18 protein-coding genes are annotated in these 20,046 nt (G+C 70.5%); 13 read left to right on the forward strand and 5 right to left on the reverse strand.

The window, feature by feature from the left end; translation table 11 throughout:
• Window positions 1-125: twin-arginine translocase TatA/TatE family subunit (locus tag IT293_18050; protein ID MCC6766565.1), on the reverse strand; the 125-nt coding region annotated here is incomplete at its 3' end.
• 109 nt (window positions 126-234) lie between these two features.
• Here IT293_18050 and IT293_18055 point away from each other — a divergent pair.
• Window positions 235-1,260, forward strand: coding sequence for a histone deacetylase (locus tag IT293_18055; GenBank protein ID MCC6766566.1), 1,026 nt, complete (start codon window positions 235-237; stop codon window positions 1,258-1,260).
• Window positions 1,261-1,265: 5 nt separating this feature from the next.
• Window positions 1,266-1,871, forward strand: coding sequence for a trypsin-like peptidase domain-containing protein (locus tag IT293_18060; protein MCC6766567.1), 606 nt, complete (start codon window positions 1,266-1,268; stop codon window positions 1,869-1,871).
• A 21-nt stretch (window positions 1,872-1,892) separates the two neighbouring features.
• Here IT293_18060 and IT293_18065 read toward each other — a convergent pair whose 3' ends face one another.
• Window positions 1,893-4,517 (reverse strand): PBP1A family penicillin-binding protein, encoded by a 2,625-nt coding sequence (locus tag IT293_18065; protein MCC6766568.1) that lies wholly within the window; start codon window positions 4,515-4,517, stop codon window positions 1,893-1,895.
• A gap of 117 nt (window positions 4,518-4,634) precedes the next feature.
• Between IT293_18065 and IT293_18070 the strand changes: the two genes are divergently transcribed.
• From IT293_18070 to IT293_18100, 7 genes are all read left to right on the forward strand, one after another.
• Window positions 4,635-5,807 (forward strand): hybrid sensor histidine kinase/response regulator, encoded by a 1,173-nt coding sequence (locus IT293_18070; protein ID MCC6766569.1) that lies wholly within the window; start codon window positions 4,635-4,637, stop codon window positions 5,805-5,807.
• Entirely contained in the window at window positions 5,804-6,988 is a 1,185-nt protein-coding gene (locus IT293_18075) for a DegT/DnrJ/EryC1/StrS family aminotransferase (protein ID MCC6766570.1), read from the forward strand. Before IT293_18070 ends, IT293_18075 begins: the two co-directional genes overlap by 4 nt.
• Window positions 6,985-7,779 (forward strand): bifunctional hydroxymethylpyrimidine kinase/phosphomethylpyrimidine kinase, encoded by a 795-nt coding sequence (thiD, locus tag IT293_18080; GenBank protein MCC6766571.1) that lies wholly within the window; start codon window positions 6,985-6,987, stop codon window positions 7,777-7,779. Before IT293_18075 ends, thiD begins: the two co-directional genes overlap by 4 nt.
• Before the next feature lie 200 nt (window positions 7,780-7,979).
• Window positions 7,980-10,403: a phosphoenolpyruvate--protein phosphotransferase gene (ptsP, locus tag IT293_18085; GenBank protein ID MCC6766572.1), complete on the forward strand. Its 2,424-nt coding sequence runs from the start codon at window positions 7,980-7,982 to the stop codon at window positions 10,401-10,403.
• 258 nt (window positions 10,404-10,661) lie between these two features.
• The gene (locus tag IT293_18090; GenBank protein ID MCC6766573.1) at window positions 10,662-11,252 is read left to right on the forward strand and encodes a GNAT family N-acetyltransferase; all 591 of its coding nucleotides are present in this window, start codon (window positions 10,662-10,664) and stop codon (window positions 11,250-11,252) included.
• 125 nt (window positions 11,253-11,377) lie between these two features.
• Window positions 11,378-12,196 carry an SDR family oxidoreductase gene (locus tag IT293_18095; protein MCC6766574.1) on the forward strand — a complete coding sequence of 273 codons (819 nt, stop codon included), beginning with the start codon at window positions 11,378-11,380 and terminating at the stop codon, window positions 12,194-12,196.
• A gap of 65 nt (window positions 12,197-12,261) precedes the next feature.
• A complete protein-coding gene (locus IT293_18100; protein MCC6766575.1) occupies window positions 12,262-12,951 on the forward strand; it encodes a DUF3313 domain-containing protein in 690 nt (229 codons plus the stop codon).
• Window positions 12,952-13,034: 83 nt separating this feature from the next.
• On the opposite strand, the gene IT293_18105 is transcribed toward IT293_18100, so the two are convergent.
• From IT293_18105 to IT293_18115, 3 genes are read right to left on the reverse strand one after another with little or no spacing between them, the layout of a single operon-like run.
• Window positions 13,035-14,183, reverse strand: coding sequence for an acyl-CoA dehydrogenase family protein (locus IT293_18105; protein MCC6766576.1), 1,149 nt, complete (start codon window positions 14,181-14,183; stop codon window positions 13,035-13,037).
• Window position 14,184: 1 nt separating this feature from the next.
• Window positions 14,185-14,964: an enoyl-CoA hydratase/isomerase family protein gene (locus IT293_18110; GenBank protein MCC6766577.1), complete on the reverse strand. Its 780-nt coding sequence runs from the start codon at window positions 14,962-14,964 to the stop codon at window positions 14,185-14,187.
• Window positions 14,965-14,967: 3 nt separating this feature from the next.
• A complete protein-coding gene (locus IT293_18115) occupies window positions 14,968-15,822 on the reverse strand; it encodes an amidohydrolase (GenBank protein ID MCC6766578.1) in 855 nt (284 codons plus the stop codon).
• A 94-nt stretch (window positions 15,823-15,916) separates the two neighbouring features.
• On the opposite strand from IT293_18115, the gene IT293_18120 reads away from it, so the two are divergent.
• Genes IT293_18120 through IT293_18135 form a run of 4 tightly spaced genes read left to right on the forward strand, consistent with a single transcriptional unit; the run spans window position 15,917 to window position 20,039 of the window.
• On the forward strand, window positions 15,917-16,537 hold the full coding sequence (locus tag IT293_18120) for a TetR/AcrR family transcriptional regulator (GenBank protein ID MCC6766579.1): 621 nt from the start codon (window positions 15,917-15,919) through the stop codon (window positions 16,535-16,537).
• 9 nt (window positions 16,538-16,546) lie between these two features.
• A complete protein-coding gene (locus tag IT293_18125) occupies window positions 16,547-17,740 on the forward strand; it encodes an acyl-CoA dehydrogenase family protein (protein ID MCC6766580.1) in 1,194 nt (397 codons plus the stop codon).
• Window positions 17,741-17,751: 11 nt separating this feature from the next.
• Entirely contained in the window at window positions 17,752-18,909 is a 1,158-nt protein-coding gene (locus IT293_18130; protein MCC6766581.1) for an acyl-CoA dehydrogenase family protein, read from the forward strand.
• Entirely contained in the window at window positions 18,906-20,039 is a 1,134-nt protein-coding gene (locus IT293_18135) for a thiolase family protein (protein MCC6766582.1), read from the forward strand. The genes IT293_18130 and IT293_18135 overlap by 4 nt, the downstream gene beginning before the upstream one ends.
• Window positions 20,040-20,046 lie beyond the last annotated feature (7 nt).

The raw sequence follows: 20,046 nt of genomic DNA on the forward strand, positions 1-20,046 counted from the left end.
GCGCGGCGGAACTCGGCGAGGCCCTTGCCGAGCGCCCGGGCGATCTCGGGGAGCCGCTTCGGGCCGAGGACGACCAGCGCGACCACCATGATCACCATGAGCTCGGGCATGCCGATGCCGAACATTGCAGGCTCCGTATTGCGGACCACTTACGGAGTCAATTGCCCGCCGGCGCGATGCCGTGCGGCTCGCATCGGGTTCCTGCGCGGGGAGGCGGGGGTTATAGTCGCGGCCATGCGAACCGGGATCGTCCTCGACCGGCGGTACGAAGCACACGACACCGGCCCCGGCCACCCCGAGCGCCCGGAGCGGATCCGCGCCATCCGCGAGCTCATGCGCGCGTACCGGCGCGCGGGGCTCGTCGACGTCGAGCCCCGGCTCGCGACCGACGCCGAGATCGCCCTGAACCACGACCCGGCGCACGTCGCACGGGTCGCCGCGACCGCGCAGCGCGCTCGCGCCGCGTTCGACGCCGACACGCCCGTCTGCTCCGAATCGCACGCGACGGCGGCGCTCGCGGCGGGCGGCTATCTGCGGCTCCTCGAGGCGATCCTCGCCGGCGACGTCGACAACGGCTTCGCCTTCGTGCGGCCGCCCGGACACCACGCGGAGCCCGACCGCGCGATGGGCTTCTGCCTCTTCAACAACGTCGCGATCGGGGCGCGCTGGCTGCGCACGCGGGGCGTCGGCCGCATCGTGATCGTCGACTGGGACGTCCACCACGGGAACGGGACACAGGAGAGCTTCTGGGACGATCCCGACACGCTCTACGTGTCGACGCATCAGTACCCGTTCTACCCGGGGACCGGCGCGGCGTCGGAGGTCGGGCGCGGCGCCGCGGCCGGCCGCACGCTGAACGTACCGCTGCCCGCGGGCTGCGGCGACGACGAATACGTCGCCGCGTTCACCGAGCTGATCGCGCCCGTCGCCGAGCAATTCCGCCCCGAGCTCGTGCTGATCTCCGCGGGCTTCGACGCCGACTACCGCGATCCCCTCGCCGGCATGCAGGCGACCGATGCCGGCTTCCGCGCGATGACCCGGGTGCTCATGCGGGTCGCGGAGCGGCACGCGAGCGGGCGCATCGCCGCCATCCTCGAAGGCGGGTACGACCTGGACGCGCTCCGCGCCGCCGTGCCCGCCGTGCTCGACGAGCTTGCCGGCGCCGAGCTCGGAGAGGCGTTGCCGGCCCCGACCCCGCGCGGTCGAGTCCTCGCCGAGGCGCGCGCCGCGCAGAAGCCCTTCTGGGAGCTCCCGGAGTGAGGCTGGTGCGCCGGCAGCGTGCGGCTGCGTTGCTTGCCGTTGCGGCGCTGGTCTGCGTGGTCGCGCCGGCGCGCGCGGCGCGGCCGCCGGGGGTGGAGCAGGCGCTCCTCGCGGCGTCGGTGCTCGTCGGGCCGGGGTGTTCCGGCGTGCTCGTCGACGGGCCGGACCTCGTGCTCACGGCCGAGCACTGCATCCATGGTGGGGCTACGCACACGCTGCGGTTCTCCGACGGCTCGCAGCGGACGGGGTGGGTGGCGGGCGTCGACCACGCGGCCGATCAGGCGTTGCTGCTGCTCGAGGAGCCGGTGGCGCTCAAGCCGCTCATGCTCGTCCGCCAACGGCCGATCGCCGGGACCGTGCTCTACTTCGCCGGCAACCCGAGCCACCCGCGTTTCCAGGAAGCCAAGCTCGATCGCACCGGTCGATGTCCGTCGCTGCCGAGCCTCGGGAACGCGCTCTTCACCACGATCGACGGCATCCCGGGAGACTCCGGCGCGCCGATCGTCGACGGGGCCACCCGCGTCGTCGGCCTCGTGCACGGGGGCGCCCAGTGCCACATCGCGACGCCCTCCGATACGCTCCGCCGCTTGATCGCCGACGTGCTGAAGTAGCGGCGTCGGGGCGGGGCGGCATCAGTTGGTGAGCGGCTCTTCGATGATCTTCCGACCGCGCGGCGGCGGCGGCGGCGCGTTCACGCGATAGTCGTCGGCCGGCTCCGAGATCGGGCGGCGCGCCGGATGATCCGACATGCCGCGATACGCGCCGTCGCCGTCCTCGCGCGCGCGACGGACGCGACCGTCCTCGAGGTAGTCCTCCGCGCGCGGTGCCGGACGCGTGTCGATCTGCCGGAGATCCTCGTCGGCCGCCGCGGGGCCGAGATCCTCCTCCTGGTCCTGCGGTGCCCACGTCGGCTCCTCGCGGTCGAGTTCGTCGTCGCTCGGCGCGAGGTCGCGCTCGCCGTCGAGCTCGACGGGCTCGCGGCCGCGCAGACGCGCGACGGCGCGGTCGAGCTCGTCCTGGTCCTGGTTCGCCGCGAGCTGCCGCGCGCCCGGCTCGGTGCCCTTCTTGAAGCACTCGAGGTTGCCGTTGACGCTGACGAGCGTGACGCCCTCGGGAATCGCGAAGTCGCTCACCGGCGCGTCGCCGAGCGCTGCCTCCATGAAGTTGAGGAAGATCGGGGCGGCGACGCGGCCACCCGTCTGCTCCTTGCCGAGGCTGCGCTCGCTGTCGTAACCGACCCACACGCCGGTCAAGAGCTCCGGCGTGTAGCCGACGAACCAGGCGTCGTGCATGTCGTTGGTCGTGCCGGTCTTGCCGGCGACCGGACGGCCGAGCGGCGCGACCCGCTTCCCGGTACCGCGCTCGATGACGCTCTCGAGCATGCTCGTGACGAGATACGCGGTCTCGGGAGCGATCACCGGATCGGATGGCGCCTGGAACTCCTCCAGCACCCTGCCGTGCGGATCGGTGATCTTGGTGACGAAGATGGGGTCGAGGCGGCGGCCGCCGGTGCCGAATGCGGTGTAGGCGCGGGCCAGCTCGAAAAGCGTCACCTCGGCCGTGCCGAGCGAGATCGACAGGTTCTTCGCGAAGGGACGCGCGAAGCCGAAGCGCGGCAGGTAGTTGATCAGGTAGTTGAGCCCCATGCTCTGGGCGAGCTTCACGGTGACGACGTTCCGCGAGTGGGCGAGGGCGTTCCGGAGCGTCGTCGGTCCGATGAACTTCTCGTCGTAGTTCTGCGGCATCCAGGCCCGCCCGCCCCCCGCGAGCACGATCGGCTCGTCGACGATGATCGACGCCGGCGTCCAGCCGCGATCCATCGCCGCCGAGTAGACGAACGGCTTGAACGACGAGCCGGGTTGACGCTGGGCCTGCATCACGCGGTTGAACTGGCTGCGCTCGTAGTCGTAGCCGCCGACGAGCGCCTTCACCTGCCCGTTGGTGAGGTCGATCGAGACGAGCGCGCCTTCGAGCTGCGGGTCGCCGTCCATCTCGAGCTCGAGCCCGCCGCCCGTCTTCGTGACGTGGCGCCGAACCGCGATCAGATCGTATTTCGCGAGGCCGGTCGGCAGCGGATGATCCTTGGTCGCGACCAGGAGCCCGGTGAGGCGGTTGACCTGGACCCGCACGCCCGACTTGTCGATCGACAGCACGAGCGCCTGGTAGGCACGTCCGGGTTCGGGCTCGTTGGGATCGCGCGCCGCCTTGGCCGCCTTGATGAAGCGGTCGGCCTCCCCGGCCGTCAGGCGGCGGAGCGGGCGGGCGCGGGTACGGCCCATGTCGATCGCGTCGAGATGGCTCCGGAGCGCTTCCTCGGCCGCGCGTTGAAGCCGCAGATCGACCGTCGTGTAGACGTTCAAGCCGGCCTGGTACGGGGCGGTGCCGCCGTAGCGCTCCTCGAGGAAGCGCCGGACGTGCTCGACGAAGTAGGGCGCCGCGACGTAGGTCGGCGCGCTCGCGTCGTGGCGCGTCAGCTGGATCTCCTCCTGGAGCGCCTGCTCGCTCTGCTCCCAGGTTACGATCTTCTCGCGCGCCATGCGCTCCAGCACGTACCGCTGCCGGTACTTCGCGCGGTCCCAGTGTCGTACCGGCGAGTAGCGGCTCGGCGCCTGCGGCAGTCCGGCGAGGAGCGCCGCCTCCGCGAGATCGAGGTCGGCGACGTCTTTCCCGAAGTACTCCTGCGCCGCGGCGCCGACGCCGTAGGCGCCGTTTCCGAGGTAGATGAGGTTCAAATAGAGATAGAGGATCTCGTCCTTGGTGAGCTGCCGCTCGAGCCGGAGCGAGAGCAGGATCTCTTTGAGCTTCCGTTCGTAGCTCTTCTCGGGGGAGAGCAGCAGCGACTTCACGACCTGTTGGGTGATCGTGCTGCCGCCCTGGACGACCGTTCCGGCGGTGAAGTTCGCCATCGCGGCGCGGGCGATCCCGAGGACGTCGACGCCTTTGTGTCGGTAGAAGCTCGAGTCCTCGGCGGCGATGAAGGCCTGGCGGACGACGTCCGGGATCTTGGCGATCGGCACCAGGTAGCGCTTCTCGGTGTAGAACTCGCCGAGGAGCGTGCCGTCGGCGGCGTACACGCGCGTCGCGACGGGCAACTGGTAGCGTAGCAGCTTGTCGACCGGGGGGAGGTTGGCGCTGATCTCGCGGTAGACGATCCAGCCGGCAACACCGCACGTCGCCACTACGAAGAGCCCGACTCCCGCCGCGATCCGCCTGAGCCAGAGCCGCTTGGGCTTCTTCGCCTGCGCTTTACTCGGCATCCGTTGCTCGTCTTCGGTCATATCGTCCGCTCCCGGGGATGGTCAATCGGCACTGGAGACTCGCAGCGTTGCGAGCGTCGTCGACGGGCTGCGATACGCGCGCCGGGGGGCTCCGACATGCACGCCATCCTCTGTGTGGACGACGATCGGGCGGGCCTGGCGACCGTCGCGCGAACCCTGCGCGAGATCGCGCCGGTCTTGACGGCGCATTCGGGAGGGGAAGCGCGCGCCGTGCTCGGGCCCGACATCGCCGTCGTCGTGAGCGACTATCGCATGCCGACGATGCTCGGGACGGAGCTCCTCGCCGAGGTGCGGGCGCGCGACGCGAGCACGGGGCGCATCCTCCTGACCGCGTACGCCGACGTCGAGAGCCTGATGGACGCCATCAACCGCGGGCACGTCCACCGCTACGTGCCGAAGCCATGGGACCCGCGCGAGCTGCGCGCGGCCGTGCGGCAGGCGCACGAAGCGACGCTGGCTCTGCGCGCGAAGGCGCGGCTCGACGCCGAGACGGGGCGCGCCTGCGACCGCTTGCGCGAGCTCGATGCGCTCCGCGTCCGCTTCCTCACGCTGGCGGCGCACGAGCTTCGGACGCCGCTCCACGTGATCGGGGCGGCGCTCGACGCGCTCGGCGGCATGCCGCTCGAGGCGGACGCCGCGGAGCTGGTCGGGACCGCGCACCGCCACGCCGGCTGGCTCGGGCGCAGCGTCGCGGCGATGACCGATCTCGTTCGACTCTCGCATCCGGGTCCGCGTCGCCACGGTGCCGTCTGCCTGGCGACGGTGGTCCGCCGCGCGGCCGCCGACGTGCGGCCGTTCTGCGTGCGGCGGCGCCTGACCCTCGTCGTGGACGTCCCGCACGCCTGCGCCGTCTGGGGCGATGGCGGCGATCTCCAGCGCGCGCTCCTCAATCTCTGCTTGAACGCCGTGCGCTTCACCCCCGACGGCGGTCACGTGAGCCTCCGGCTCGCCGCGACCCCCGCCGGAGCCGAGGTCTCGGTCGCCGACACGGGCATCGGCATCGCGCCCGACCTCCGCCCGCGGCTCGGCGAGCCGTTCGTCACCGGCGCGCCGCTCGACGCGCACCACAGCGACCCGATCACGTTCCGTGCCGGCGGGGTCGGCCTCGGGCTCGCGGTCGTGCGCGCGATCGCCGCCGACCACGGCGGCGACCTCCGCGTCACGAGCGAGGAGGGCGTCGGCACGCTCGCGACGCTCGTGCTGCCGGCGCGACAGCCGGGCAGCGCGTCGATTGACAGCCCGAGCGGGCGCCGAGACAATGCGCCGTGACCGACACGCGCGTCCGCTTCCTCGATCTACAGGCGCAGTACGTCGGGTTGAAAGCGGACATCCGGCGCGCGGTCGACGCGGTCTTCGAAGCGCAGGCGTTCGTGCTCGGCCCCGCCGTCGCGGCGTTCGAGACCGCGCTCGGCCGCTACCTCGATGCGCCGCACGTGATCGGGGTCGCCTCCGGCACCGACGCGCTCTACCTGGCGCTCCGCGCGTGCGACATCGGTCCCGGGGACGCCGTGCTCACCACGCCGTACAGCTTCGCGGCGAGCGCGACGCAGATCGCCCGTACGGGCGCGCGGCCCTATTTCGGCGACATCGAGCGCGACTCGTTCAACCTCGACGTCGCCGGCGCGCGGCGTTGGCTCGCCGGGTCCTGCCGGCGTGAGGGGGGTGTGCTGCGGGCGCCCGGCGGCGAGGCGCTGCGCGCGATCGTCCCGGTCCACCTGTTCGGCCGGCCGTGCGCGATCGGGGCGATCGCGGCGCTCGCGGGCGAGCACGGGCTCGACGTCGTGGAGGACGCGGCGCAGGCGATCGGCGCGCGCGTCGACGGTCGTGGTCCGTACGCGGGGACCGTCGGACGCTTCGGCTGCTTCTCCTTCTATCCGACGAAGAACCTCGGCGGCGCGGGCGACGGCGGATGCGTGGTCGCGAGGCACGCCGCCGACGCCGACCGCGTCCGCTCCCTCGCGCGCCACGGTGCCGAAGGCGGGCCCTATCGCCACGTCGCGCTCGGGATCGCCTCGCGGCTCGACGCCCTGCAGGCGGCGGTGCTCGGCGTGAAGCTCGCGCACGTCGATGCCTGGAACGCGGCGCGCCGCGGCCACGCCGAGCGGTACGAGCGGCTGCTCGACGCGGCGCTCGGCGCGGCCGGCGTCGTCGCCGCGCCGGCGCGCGTGCCGGGCCACGTCTTCCATCAGTACGTCGTGCGCGTGCCCGACCGCGACCGCGTGCGCGCCGAGCTCGCCGCGGCGGGCATCGAGACGCAGGTCTACTATCCGATCCCGCTCCACGTGCAGCCGTGCTTCGCCGCGCTCGGCCATCGCCCGGGCGAGCGTCCCGAGGCCGAACGCGCCGCCGCCGAGTCGCTGGCGCTGCCGATCTATCCCGAGCTCGGCGACGACGCTGCGGCGGCGGTCGTCGCGGCGCTCGCCGGCGCGCTTCGTCGGCCCGGCGCGTGAAGCGCCGCGAGCTCCCGTCGGCGCTCACGATCGCCGGCTCGGACAGCGGCGCCGGCGCGGGCATCCAGGCCGACTTGAAGACCTTCGCGGCGCGCAACGTCTACGGCACGAGCGCCCTGACGGCGGTCACCGCGCAGGACACGCGTGCCGTTCACGCGGTGCGGGTGCTGCCGGCGGCATTCGTGCGGGCGCAGGTCGACACCGTGCTCGACGACCTCGGGGCGAATGCGGTGAAGACGGGCATGCTCGGCAGCGCGGCGGTCGTGGCGGCCGTCGCCGAGGCGCTCGTCGCGCATCGCGTGCGGCGCCTCGTCGTCGATCCGGTCCTGCACGCGAGCGCCGGCCGCGCGCTGCTCGGGCCTGGGGGCGCGGCGCTTCTCCTGCGGCGCCTCGTGCCGCTCGCCGAAGTGGTGACGCCGAACCTCGCGGAGGCGTCGCTGCTGGTCGGTTTCCCGGTCCGGGACCTCGGTGCGATGGAGGAGGCGGCGCGATGCCTGGTCCGTGCCGGCGCGCGTGCGGCCGTCGTGACCGGCGGACATCTCACCGGCGATGCGGTCGACGTGATGCTCGCCGAGGGCCGGCTCGTTCGCTTGCGCGCGGCGCGCGTGCCCGGGCCGACGCCGCACGGCACCGGCTGCACCTTCGCGGCGGCGATCGCGGCGGAGCGGGCCAAGGACGTCCCGCTCGTCGACGCGGTGCGCGCGGCGAAGCGCTACGTGACGACCTGCATTCGCCGCGCCCGCCCCCTCGGCCACGGTCGCCCCGTTTTGGGGCATCTCGCGCTCGAGTAGGTGCTCGCCCGGGCCTCGACGGAGCGTCGTAGGCCGCCGATTCTCCTGGTTTCCGCGTTGTTCCCGGCCGAGGGCCTAGGCTATAGTCTCGGCCCGAGCAGCCGGCCGTCGTCCACGCCTCGAGGCGCGGGCCGACGGTCTCCCTCCCACGGCGGCCTTCCCGAGTACGAGCGCGGACGTCTGATTCGAGAATGGAGCGCATGAGCGAGCGAAAGATGGCGACAGCCGAGACCACTGCTCGACGCGCGCGCGCACGGAAGGGGCAGGGCCTCTCCATTCTCGAGGATATCGGCACCGTCATCAGCCACTCGCAGACGCTGCAGGAGACCTTCGACAACCTCGTACGCATCGTCGCCGAGCGCATGAGTACGGAGGTCTGTTCGCTCTACCTCTTCGACCCGAAGGAAGAGTTGCTGACGCTCTGGGCGACGACGGGTCTCGAGCGCGCGGCGGTCGGCAAGGTGACGATGAAGGTGAGCGAAGGTCTCACCGGCCTCGTCATCGAGAAAGGCGAGCCGGTGATGGTCGTCGATGCGCTCGCGCACGCCCGCTACAAATATTTCCCGGAAACGGGCGAGGAGCGCTATCACTCGTTCCTCGGCGTGCCGATCTCGGAGAAGCGGACCGCCCTCGGCGTGCTCGTCGTGCAGACGCTCCGCCGCCGCCGCTTCACGCCGAACGAGCTTCGGCTGCTGCGCGCGATCGCCGCCCAGGCGGGCGGCATCATCGTGCAGGCGCGGCTCATGGAGTCGCTCGAGAGCAAGGAGAAGGAGCGGCAGGAGTACCGCTCGCGGATGGTCGACGCGATCCGCCGCCTGCACGCCTACGAGACCACCGACGAGCGGCCGGCGAAGGGCGCGAAGCGGCGTGCTGGTCAGCACCGGCTGACCGGCCTCGGGGCGTCGCCGGGTTTCGGGCGCGGGCACGCGCACCTCCTCCATCCCGAGGTGTCGCTCGATCACGTGGAGGAGCGTCACGTCGGTGATCCGGAAGGCGAGCGTACGCGCCTCCTGCACGCGGTCGAGCGTTCGGTCGAGGAGATGGTGCATCTCAAGGAGAAGATGCACACCGTCGCGCCCGAGATCGACGGCGCGATCTTCGACGCGCAGCGCATGATGCTCGAGGATGCGACGTTCCTCGGCAAGATCACGAGCCGCCTCGACGACGGTCTCGCGGCCGAGAGCGCGCTCAGGCAGGTGGTCGACGAGTACGTCGCCGCGTTCCTCGCGGTCACCGACGGCTATCTGCGCGAGCGCGCCGCCGACGTGCGCGACATCGGCCAGCGCCTCCTGCGCAACCTCCTCGGTCACGAGGAGCGCGAGCGCGGCTTCGCGGGCGACGTCGTGCTCGTCGCGCACGAGCTCACGCTCACCGATCTCACCCTCATGGAGCACGACCGCCTGAAGGGCATCGTGCTCGCGACGGGCGGCGTGACGTCCCACGCGTCGATCCTGGCCAAGTCGTTCGAGATCCCGACCGTCGTCGGCGTCGGCCACGTCGCCGACGTGCTGCACGAGGGCGACGAGATGATCGTCGACGGCAACTCGGGCGTGGTCTACGTGAACCCGGGCGTCGACGTGAGCCGCGAGTACCAGCGGCTCGACAAGGAGTACCGCGCCTTCAACCTGCAGCTCGAGGCGATCCGCGATCTTCCGGCCGAGACGACCGACGGCCACCGCGTGAACCTCTACGCCAACATCGGCCTGATCGGCGACTTGAACTTCGCGCGCGATCACGGCGCCGAGGGCGTCGGCCTCTATCGCACCGAGGTGCCGTTCCTCTCGTACAAGGACTTTCCTGGCGAGGAGGAGCAGCTCGCGCTCTATCGCAAAGTGATCGACCGCATGCCCGGGCGGCCGATCACCATCCGCACGCTCGATCTCGGCGCCGACAAGTACGCGAGCTATCTCACGACGCAGCAGGAGGAAAATCCATTCCTCGGGTGGCGGTCGATCCGCATCTCGCTCGAGATGCCGGCCATCTTCAAGGCGCAGCTCCGCGCCATCCTGCGCGCCGGCGTGCACGGCAGCGTGCGGATGATGTTCCCGATGATCTCGAGCGTCGAGGAGATCCGGCGCGTGAAGGAGCTCCTCGTGGAGGCGTGTCAGGAGCTCGACGAGGCCGGACTGCCGTACGATCGCGCGATGCCGATCGGCATCATGATCGAGGTGCCCGCCGCCGTGTGGCTCGCTCCGCGGCTCATCGAGGAGGTCGATTTCTTCAGCATCGGCACCAACGATCTCATCCAGTACCTGCTCGCCGTCGACCGCAACAACTCGAAAGTGGCGCCGCTCTACGAACCGTTGCATCCCGCCGTGCTCGGCGCGATCGGCGAGGTCGCGCAGGCGGCGAAGGACGCGGGCAAGCTCGTCGGCATGTGCGGCGAAATGGCGTCCGATCCCCTCGCGACGCTGCCCCTCCTCGGGATGGGGCTCGACGACCTCAGCATGGGCCCGTTCTTCGTGCCGGTCATCAAGCGCTTCATCCGCTCCGTGCCGTACTCGCTCGCGGAGGAGGTCGCGCGCGACGTACGGACGCTCAGTACGGCGAAGGAGATCAAGGGCTACCTGTTCTCGCGCTTGAAGGAGCTCGGCGTGATCGAGCTCATGGACATCTATCATTGAGGAAGGGGGACGCCTGGTCGCCGCGCATGGCGCCGATGTCGATTGACAAGGTTTTGAGCCGTCGATAAGCGACCTTGCCCGCTGCAAAAGGAGGGGCTCATGTGGCTGCGCGAGGAAGACGAGGATTGGGACGACGACGACGATCTCGACGACGATGACGACGATTTCGACGACGACGAGGAGGAGGACGACGACGAGGAGTGGAACGCCGACGAGTGATCGTCGGCGTCGGGGCTGAGCGGCGGACCCGAGGGAGCAATGGGGACGAGTCGCGCGTGGGACGCCCCGGTCTTTCCCTTCGAACGGGTCGACCTGCGTGACCGGGAGCTGTGGCTGCGTCCGCTGCTGGCGGCGGATGCGTTCACGCTCTTTCGATTGATCGACGCCGAGCGCGTGCGGCTCGGCCAGTGGCTTCCCTGGGTCGAAGAGACCCGCACGGAGCGCGATAGCGCGCGCTTCATCGCCGACGCCACCGAGGAGCGGCGGCGGCGGCGGAGCCTGGTGTTGGCGATGTGCGTCGAGGGCGCGATCGTGGGGACGATCGGCCTCCACTACGTCGAGTGGTTCGATCGCTCGGCGGAACTCGGGTACTGGATCACGTCGGCGGCCGAGGGCCGCGGCATCGTGACGCGCGCGGCGCGGGCGCTCCTGACGTTCGCGTTCGGGACGGTGGGATTGCATCGCATCGTCGTGCGGTGCGCCGTCGGCAATGAGCGCAGCGCGCGGGTGGCGGAGCGGCTCGGGATGCGGCGGGAAGGGTTGTTGCGCGAGGCGCACTACGTGGGCGGGAGGTTTCTCGATCAGCACCTGTACGCTCTGCTTCGCCACGAGCACGCCGCCGACCGCTGAAACGGGCCCATCCGCGGCGTTGCTCGGTCGTTCGCTTGTGCGGCATAGCTCCGCTATGCCTCCGCGCTCACTTCCTCGCGCCTTGCGGCTGGACCCGTTTGAGCGGTCGGCTCTGGTCGCCGTCGTTGGTGGTTGGCGCGTGGTGGGCGGGCTCGCTTCGCTCGTCGCCATCCTTGAGTTCTGTTTTTCGGAGGTTCGCGATGGACTTGCAGCTTGCTGACAAGGTCGTGGTCATCACTGGCGGTGCTTCAGGTATCGGGCTTGTGACGGCGCGGATGTTTGCGGCGGAGGGTGCGCGGCTCGTGCTTGGAGACGTCAACGAGGGGGCGGTGGCAGCGGTCGCTGCGGAGCTGGAGGCCGTGGGGCAGCGGGTCGACGTGCGGGAATATCCGCAGTGCGTGGCGTTGATCGAGCGAGCGGTAGCGGTGCATGGGCGCGTCGACGTGCTCGTGAACAGCGCGGGGGTGGGGGGGATTCCGCGGCTCTTCCTGGAGTCGGATCCCGATGACGGGGATTGGGACGCGATGCTCGACGTCAATCTGCGCGGCACCATGCATTGCTGCCGGGCGGTCGCGGAACGGATGACGGCGCAGCGCGCGGGGCGGATCGTGAACCTCGCGTCGGAGGCGGGAAAGCTGAACGAGAAGCGCATCGTCGTGTACGGCGCGACGAAGGGGGGAGTGATCGCGTTCACCAAGGGGCTTGCGATCGAGCTCGGGCGCTTCGGGATCACGGTGAACGCGGTCTGCCCGGGCGTGACCCGGACGCCGATGACCTCGTACATCACCGACGAGATGGAGCGGGAGTGGTCGCGCTACTACCCGCTCGGCCGCCTCGGGCGTCCCGAGGACATCGCGCCGATGATCGCGTTCCTCGCCTCGTCGCAGGCGTCGTGGATCACCGGCCAGGCGATCAGCGTGAACGGGGGCTTCGGGCGCTCCTGACGCGCGCGCCGGCCGTTGCGGGCGCGCGCCATCCGGGATACCCGAGCCGCACACGGAGGAGCACGATGGGTCGACGAGCAGGAGCGCGGGTGTGGCCGACGGCGATCGCGAGCGTCATCATGGGGGCGGCGCTCGCCGGCTGCGCGGCGGGGCAGGCGGGGAAGGCCCGGCCGTCGGGGTTCCTCGGCGACTATGCGCAGCTCCGCGAGGGCGGCGAGGGACAGGCGCTCCTCGTGTACGTCGATCCGAGCGTGCGGTTCTCGACGTACCGCAAGATGATCATCGACCCGGTGACCATCTGGCGTGACGCCGGGACCAAGGACATCCCGCCCGACGAGGCGCAGGATCTGATCGACGACCTCGACGACGTGCTGCGCATGACGCTCGACGACGACTATCAACTCGTGAAGGAGCCGGGGCCCGACGTGCTGCGCCTGCGGGTCGCGATCACCGAGGCCGAGGGCTCGTGGCGGGTGGTCGACGGCCGCCTCGGCGACGAGCTCGACGAGGATCTCCGGGCCGTCAAGACGAAGGAGCCGTCGGACGCCACCAAGAGCTTCGTCGGCAAGGCCGGCGTCGAAGCCGAGATCCTCGACTCGACGAGCGGGAAGCGCCTCGCGGCCGCGATCGATCGGCGGGTCGGCGCGCGCACGCTCAAGCCCGAGAAGAACGCGTGGTCCGACGTCGAGCGCGCCTTTCGCTACTGGGCGGACCGGCTGCGGGACCGGCTCGGCGAGCTCCGCAAGCGCTCCTGAGTCGCCCCCGGACCGCCCGCTCGCGGCCGAGCATCCGGTGCGGATGGGCCTCGCGACGCGCCCGGAAGGATCTTGCCGTCGCCCTAGAGTCCGAGCTCGCGCGCGATCATCTCGCGCTGTAGCTCGCTCGATCCCTCGCCGAGCTCGAAGACCTTGCAGTCGCGGTAGAAGCGGCTGACCGGCGACTCGGACATGAAGCCGCTGGCGCCGTGGTAGTGCAGCGCCCGCTCCACGATGCGCGTGCAGGCCTCGGTGGCGTAGAGCTTGGCCATGGAGGCCTCGCGGCCGTGGGGAAGTCCCCGATCGGCGGCGATCGCGGCGCGGTGGCACAGCAGGCGCGACGCTTCGACCTGCACCGCCATGTCGGCGATGCCGAAGCGCACCGCCTGGAACGATCCGATCGGGTGGCCGAACTGCGTGCGCGCCCGCGCATGGCCGAGCGTGGCGTCGAGCGCCGCCCGCGCCAGCCCGACCGCGAAGGCCGCCGAGGCGATCCTCCCGAGCGTGAGCGTGTGGAGCGCGTCGAGAAAGCCGTGATGCTCTCGACCGATCCGGTTGCCGGCGGGAACGCGGCAATCCTCGAAGACGAGCTCCGCCATCTCGGAGGCCCGCACGCCGAGCTTCGAGAGCGAGGCGGCCACGCGGAATCCCGGCCGGTCGCGCTCGACGAGGAAAAGCGAGAGTCCCTTGAGCCGCCGCTCGGGAGCCGTCGACGCGACCACGATCAGGAAATCCGCGATGGGTCCGTTGGTGATGAAGAGCTTCGCGCCGTTGATCACATAGGAGTCGCCGTCGGCGACGGCTCGAGTCGCGACCGAGCCCGCGTCGGACCCGGCGCCCGCCTCCGCGAAGGCCCATCCACCGATCCGTTCGCCCTGGAGCGCCGGGGGGAGCCAGTGCCGTCCGAGGTCCGCGGAGCCGAAACGTTCGAGCGCCGCGCAGGCCAGCGCCATGTGGACGTAGATGCCGAGCGCGATACCCGCCGATCCGTAGGCGAGCTCTTCGCAGAGGATCGCGTAGTCGAGGTTCGTCCCGCCCGATCCGCCGACCTCCTCGGGAAAGCGCAGCCCGAGATAGCCGAGCGCGCCGAGTTGGGGGAAGATCTCTCTCGGGAAGCGCTCCTTCGCGTCGCAGGCGGCCGCGATGGGGACGATCTCGTTCGCGACGAACTCCCGCAGTGCCCGCTGGAGCTCGCGCTGCTCGTCGCTGAGATAGAAATCGGGTTCGGCCATCTCAGCGGCCTCGGAAAACCGGCGCGCGCTTCTCGTCGAAGAACGCCCGCACCCCTTCGCGATGGTCCTCGGTCTGGATGCAGTTCGTCTGGGCGAAGATCTCGTAGTCGAACTCCGCGTCCCGGGTGAGGTCGAGCGAGCGGCGGATGGCGCGCTTCGTGAAGGCCAGGGCGATGGGCGGCCCGTTGCGCAGCCGCTCGGCGAAGGATCGGACTTCGTCGTCGAGCGTCTGCGCCGGGACCACGCGATGCACGAGGCCGAGGGCGAGCGCTTCGTCGGCGTGAACGAGCCTTCCGGTCATCATGAGCTCGGTCGCGGCGCCGAGCGGGATGAGCCGCGGCAGGTAGTAGCCGGCCGCCATGTCGCAGCCCGCGAGCCCGATCCGCACGAAGGGCGCGCCCATGCGGATCCCCTCTCGCGCGATGCGGAAGTCGCAGGCAATGGCGAGGCCGAGGCCTCCGCCGACGGCGTCGCCCTGGAGCCGCGCGATGACGGGGATGTCGAGGTCGGCGATCCGGCGAACGGGGTCGAGGTACCGGTCCACGATGGGCGCCCATTCGCTCGGCGGGCGCTCGACCATCTCGGCGCGGTCGGCGCCGGCGCAAAACGCCGGCCCTTCCGCGGTGAGGATCAAGACCCGATCGTCGCGGGTACGGACCTCGTCCAACGCCTCGATCAAGGCATTCAACATTTCGGAGCCGAGGGCGTTCAGCTGTTTCGGTCGGGCGAGGGTGATGGTCGCGATGCCATCGTGGCTCTCCAGTCGAAGCGGCGCGCTCATCGTTCAGCCCTCGAGGCCGAAGGCGCGGATCGCGTTGTCGCGCACGATCTTGCGGTAGGCGCTGTCCGAGACGCCGAGCTCGCGGAGCTCCGTGAGCGTGCGGTCGAAGGTGAGCAGCGGATAGTCGGTCGCCCACAGCACCTTGTCCTGGCCGTAACCGTTCGCGAACTTGACGAACGACTCGGGCCAGTGTTTCGGCGTCCGCGCGCTCGTCTCGACGTAAACGTTCGGATGCTTCCACGCCAGCACCATCATCTCCTCGTGCCAGGGCTGCCCCAAGTGACACCCGAGAATCACGAGCTCGGGGAACGCGAGGGCGACCTCGTCGAGATAGATGGGCCGACCGGCCTCCGAGGGGAGCAGCGGACCGGTGTGGCCCACCTGGATCGCGACGGGAAGCCCGAGCTCGACGCACTTGGCGTACACCGGCCAATACATCTTCTGGTTCGGCGGCGAGCCGACCGTGCCGTCGCCGTAGGCATAGGGCTCGAGACGGAGGCCGCGGAGCCCGAGCTGCTTCGCCAATCGCTCGATCTGGCGCACGACGTCCATGGGCTTGCCGCGCGGATCGACCGTGCCGACGCCGGTGAAGCGGTCGGGGTGCTTGGCGCAGCACTCGGCCACTTCCTCGTTCGTGATGATCTCGACGTTGCCGTAGCCGAACGCCGAGAGCATCAGCCGCTCGACACCGGCCGCGTCCATCTGGTCGATGAGCTGCGAGACGGTCACGCCCCGCTCGAAGAGCTCGAGGGTGCCGTAGCGCTTGAAGATGTGGATGAACTCGGCAGGCCACCGATCGAGGGTTCCCGGCCGAACGAGGGTAGCCCAGGCGTCGATCGCTCCGACGGTCTTGCTCATGACAGTCTCCTTTCCGGTGGGACATGGGTCCCGGCTCGTCGTGGCAGTCGCATAACAAGTTGACAAAAGATCGTCAACTGTTAAGTTGCACGCAATGCTCGAGTCCAATCAGGCCCCGGTGGAGTCGTCGGACGCGACCCGTGACACCATTCTCGAGGCGGCGCGGCGACGCTTCCTGCGCTTCGGGGTGCGCAAGACGACGATGGACGAGGTTGCGCGCGAGGCGGGTTGTTCGCGCACCACCCTCTATGCCCACTTCCGGAATAAGCAGGATCTCTACGCACGGTTGCTCGAGCAGGATACGGAGACGTTCATTCGGGAGACGAGCGGTGTGCTCGCGACCGAAGGGAACGCCGGCGCGAAGATCCGCCGCATCGTCGAGATCACACGGCACACCTACGCGCGCAATCACGTCATGCGTCTGGCGCTCGCGCGGGATGCGGAGATGAGTCTCGAGCCCGTCGCGCGCGCGTTCACGCGCGACCAGGAGCAACGCATCGTCGGCCTGCTGCGCCAGGCTCTCGAGGAGGGCGTGAAGGAGGGGTCGCTGCGGTCGATCGACACCGAGCGTGTCGCCTATCTGATGTTCCACCTCGGTCGGTTCCTCGTCGAGCGCGAGACGGCCGGCGTCGGCGACTACCCGTTCGACGAGATCGTGGCGCTCATGGACGAGGTCTTCGCGCGCGGCATCGGAAAGTCACGCGCGGGGCGCTGAGGAGGGTTGGTGGTCAGCTTCGAGCTTTCCGACACGATCCGGGCGGTTCGCGATCTCATACACACGTTCGCGGAGAACCAGATCCGGCCGGTCGCTCCTCGCCACGACGAGGACGAGTCGTTCCCGTGGGAGGTGCTCGAGAAGGCCAAAGCCATCGGACTCCTCCTCGACTACGCGCGTCCCGCCGACGAGTCCGACACTGAGCGTGCCGGGAATCCGGTGGCAGCGGAGCGGAACCTCCTCTCCGCCGTTGCGGCCGAGGAGCTCGGCTGGGGCTGCGCGGGGATCACGATCGCGATCCAGGGGACGGCCTTCGCCGCGGCCCCCGTCCAGATGTTGGGGACGCCTGGGCAGCGCGCCTTCTTCGGGGAGTGCCTCGATGGGCGCGACGAGGACGGTCACCTCAAGGTGGCGAGCCTCGCGCTGACCGAGCCGGACGCCGGATCGGACCTCTCGCGCGTCGCGACGACGGCGGTGAAGGACGGCGGCTGCTACGTCCTCAACGGGCGCAAGCAGTTCGCGACGAACGGGAGCCTCGCGAGCATCTATGTCGTCTGGGCCTCGGTCGATTCCGCGGCGGGCCGCGCTGGCCTGCGGGCGTTCCTCGTTCCCCGCGGCACACCCGGTCTGATTCCGGGGAAGAAGGAGCGCAAGCTCGGGATCCGGGCCTCGGACACCGCGGGCGTGATCCTCGAGGACTGCCGGGTTCCGGCAGCGCAGATGCTCGAGCCGCGCACGCCTCAGCGCGGGGGAGCCAAGGGGGTGCTCGACGCCACGCGGCCCATGGTGGGGGCACTGTCGCTCGGCGTCGCGCGGGCGGGGCTCGAGGTGGCCACCGAGTACGCGCGAGAGCGCGTCCAGTTCGGAGAGCCCATCGCCAAGAAGCAGGGCGTAGCCTTCCAGCTCGCGGACATGGCCATGGAGATCGAGGCCGCCCGCGGCCTGGTGTGGAAGGCCGTGTGGTTGGCGGATCGCGGAATCCCGAACGCGGCGATTGCGGCCATGTCCAAGGCGAAGGCCGCCGCCGTGGCCATGGACGTGACGACCCGGGCGATCCAGATCCTCGGCGGATACGGCTTCTGCCGGGACTACCCGGTCGAGAAGTGGTTCCGCGACGCCAAGATCATGGACATCTTCGAGGGCACGGGGCAGATCCAGCGCACCATCATCGCGCAGGAGCTGACCGGTCTCGACTGCAAGTAGGAGACGCCGCCATGGCTTTCCCCCAGTGGACCGACGAGCACGAGGCCTTCCGCGAGAGTGTCCGGCGCTTCGCGGCCGAGGAGATCCGCCCCTTCGCCGAGAAGTGGCAGGCGGAGGGCGCCTTTCCGGACGATCTCTTTCGCAAGGCGGGAGAGAACGGCCTCCTCGGCGTGCGCTTCGACCCGAAGTGGGGCGGCAGCGGGCTCGACTACTGGTACACCGTCATCCTAGTGGAAGAGCTGGTGCGCGGCCGCGACATCGGTTGTGTCGTGGGTCTGCTGGTTCAGTGCGAGATGGCGACGGCCGTGATCCACGACCACGCCACCGACGCGTTGCGCAAGGAGTGGCTGGTGCCCGCGATCACCGGCGAGCGCATCGCCGCGCTCGGCGTGTCGGAGCCGGGTGGTGGCTCCGACGTGGCGTCGCTCCATACGACCGCGAAGGCTGACGGCGACGACTACGTCATCCGCGGCTCGAAGATCTTCATCTCGAACGGCGCGCGCGCGGATTTCGTCACCCTGGCGGTCCGCACCGGCGGCCCCGGGCCGGGCGGCGTGAGCCTCGTAGTGTGTCCGACCGACGCCGAGGGCTTCCAGGTGAGCCGCCGGCTCCAGAAGGTCGACCTCCACTCGAGCGACACGGTGGAGCTCTTCTTCGACGACGTGCGGATTCCGCGGACCAATCTGATCGGCGAGGAGGGGCGGGGGTTCCGCTACATCATGCAGGCCTTCCAGGGCGAGCGCCTCGTGCTCGCCACCATGATGAACGCGGTGTGCCGGGACGTCATGGAGGAGACGCTCGCCTACATGGGGGAGCGCAAGGTCTTCGGCCAGCCGATCGGATCGATGCAGGCGTGGCGCCATCGCATGGCCGACTGGATCACGCGCCTCGAGGCATCCGAAGCGCTCACCTATCGTGCGGCCGATCGACTCGCCGACGGCGATCCGCAAGGCGAGCTGGCCGTCAGCATGGCGAAGCTCTACGGCGCCGAGCTGATCCGCGGCCTCGTGCTCGACTGCGCCCAGGCCCACGGCGGCTACGGGTTCATGGCGGACAACTACGTCGCGCGGTGCTCGCGGGGTCTCCAGAACTGGGGCATCGGAGCCGGCTCGAGCGAGGTGATGCGCGAGATCATCGCCAAGCGCCGGATGGCGGTGGCTGGCGCGTGAGCCGGCGCGCGGTCATCGCCGGCGTGGGCCACACGGCCTTCGGGAAGTTCCCGGATCGCACGGCCTGGGATCTCGAGGCCGAGGCGGCCGCGGCCGCGGTCGCGGATGCCGGGCTTCGCCCCGCTGACGTGGACGGGCTCCTCACCGATCCGGGAGCCGTGCAGGGGATCCTCGACGGCATCACGCCGCACTTCCTTCGCCTGGGCGCCCAACTCGGTCTCGACCCGACCTACACCGGGTCCGAGATCCTCGGCGGCGCCGGAAGCGTCGCGATCGTGGAGCGCGCCGCGCTCGCGGTCGAGGCCGGGCTCTGCGAGGCGTGCCTGTGCGTCTATGGCGACAGCGCGCTCTCGGGCGCCGACGCGTACGGGTACGGACGCGGCGACGAAGCCGCCTTCGGCTTCTTCGGAGCGGCCGGGCTGCACGCGCTCGCGGCGCGCCGGCACATGCACCGCTACGGCACGCGCCCCGAGCACCTCGGCGAGGTCGCCGTCGCTGCGCGCGCCTACGCGGCCCGGGTCCCGCATGCCCAGAAGCGCGGCGCGCTCGGCATGGACGAGTATCTCGCCTCCGATCCGATCGTCGAGCCGCTCCGGCGCCTGGACTGCTGTCTGGTCTCGGACGGCGCCGCCGCCGTGGTGGTGACGACGGCGGAGCGCGCCGCCGGGTCGCGCCGACCGGCGATCCCCATTCTCGGGCACGCGCAGGCGCATAGCCTCTCGACCTATGCCTCGCCCGACCACTTCGACGCGCTGCCGGCCAGCCGCTCGGGCCCCGAGGCGTTCGGCCGTGCCGGTGTCGCACCGGCCGACGTCGACGTCGCGCTCCTCTACGATTGCTTCACCATCGTGGTGCTGCTGCAGCTCGAGGACTACGGCTTCTGCGAGAAGGGAGAGGCGGGACCGTTCGTCGAGGGGGGCCGGATCGGGCCGGGCGGGAGCCTGCCCGTGAACACCAGCGGCGGGCTCCTCGCCGAGGGGTACGGCGGCGGCATGCTCCACGTGATCGAGGCGGTGCGGCAGCTGCGCGGCGACGCCGGGGACCGCCAGGTCGCGGATGCCGAGGTGGCGCTCGTCTCCGGACATGGACTCGGCATGAACACCCACGCGACGCTGGTGCTGGGGGTCTGACATGTCC

It is taken from the genome of Deltaproteobacteria bacterium (genome assembly GCA_020848745.1).
Classification (GTDB): domain Bacteria; phylum Desulfobacterota; class Binatia; order UTPRO1; family UTPRO1; genus UTPRO1.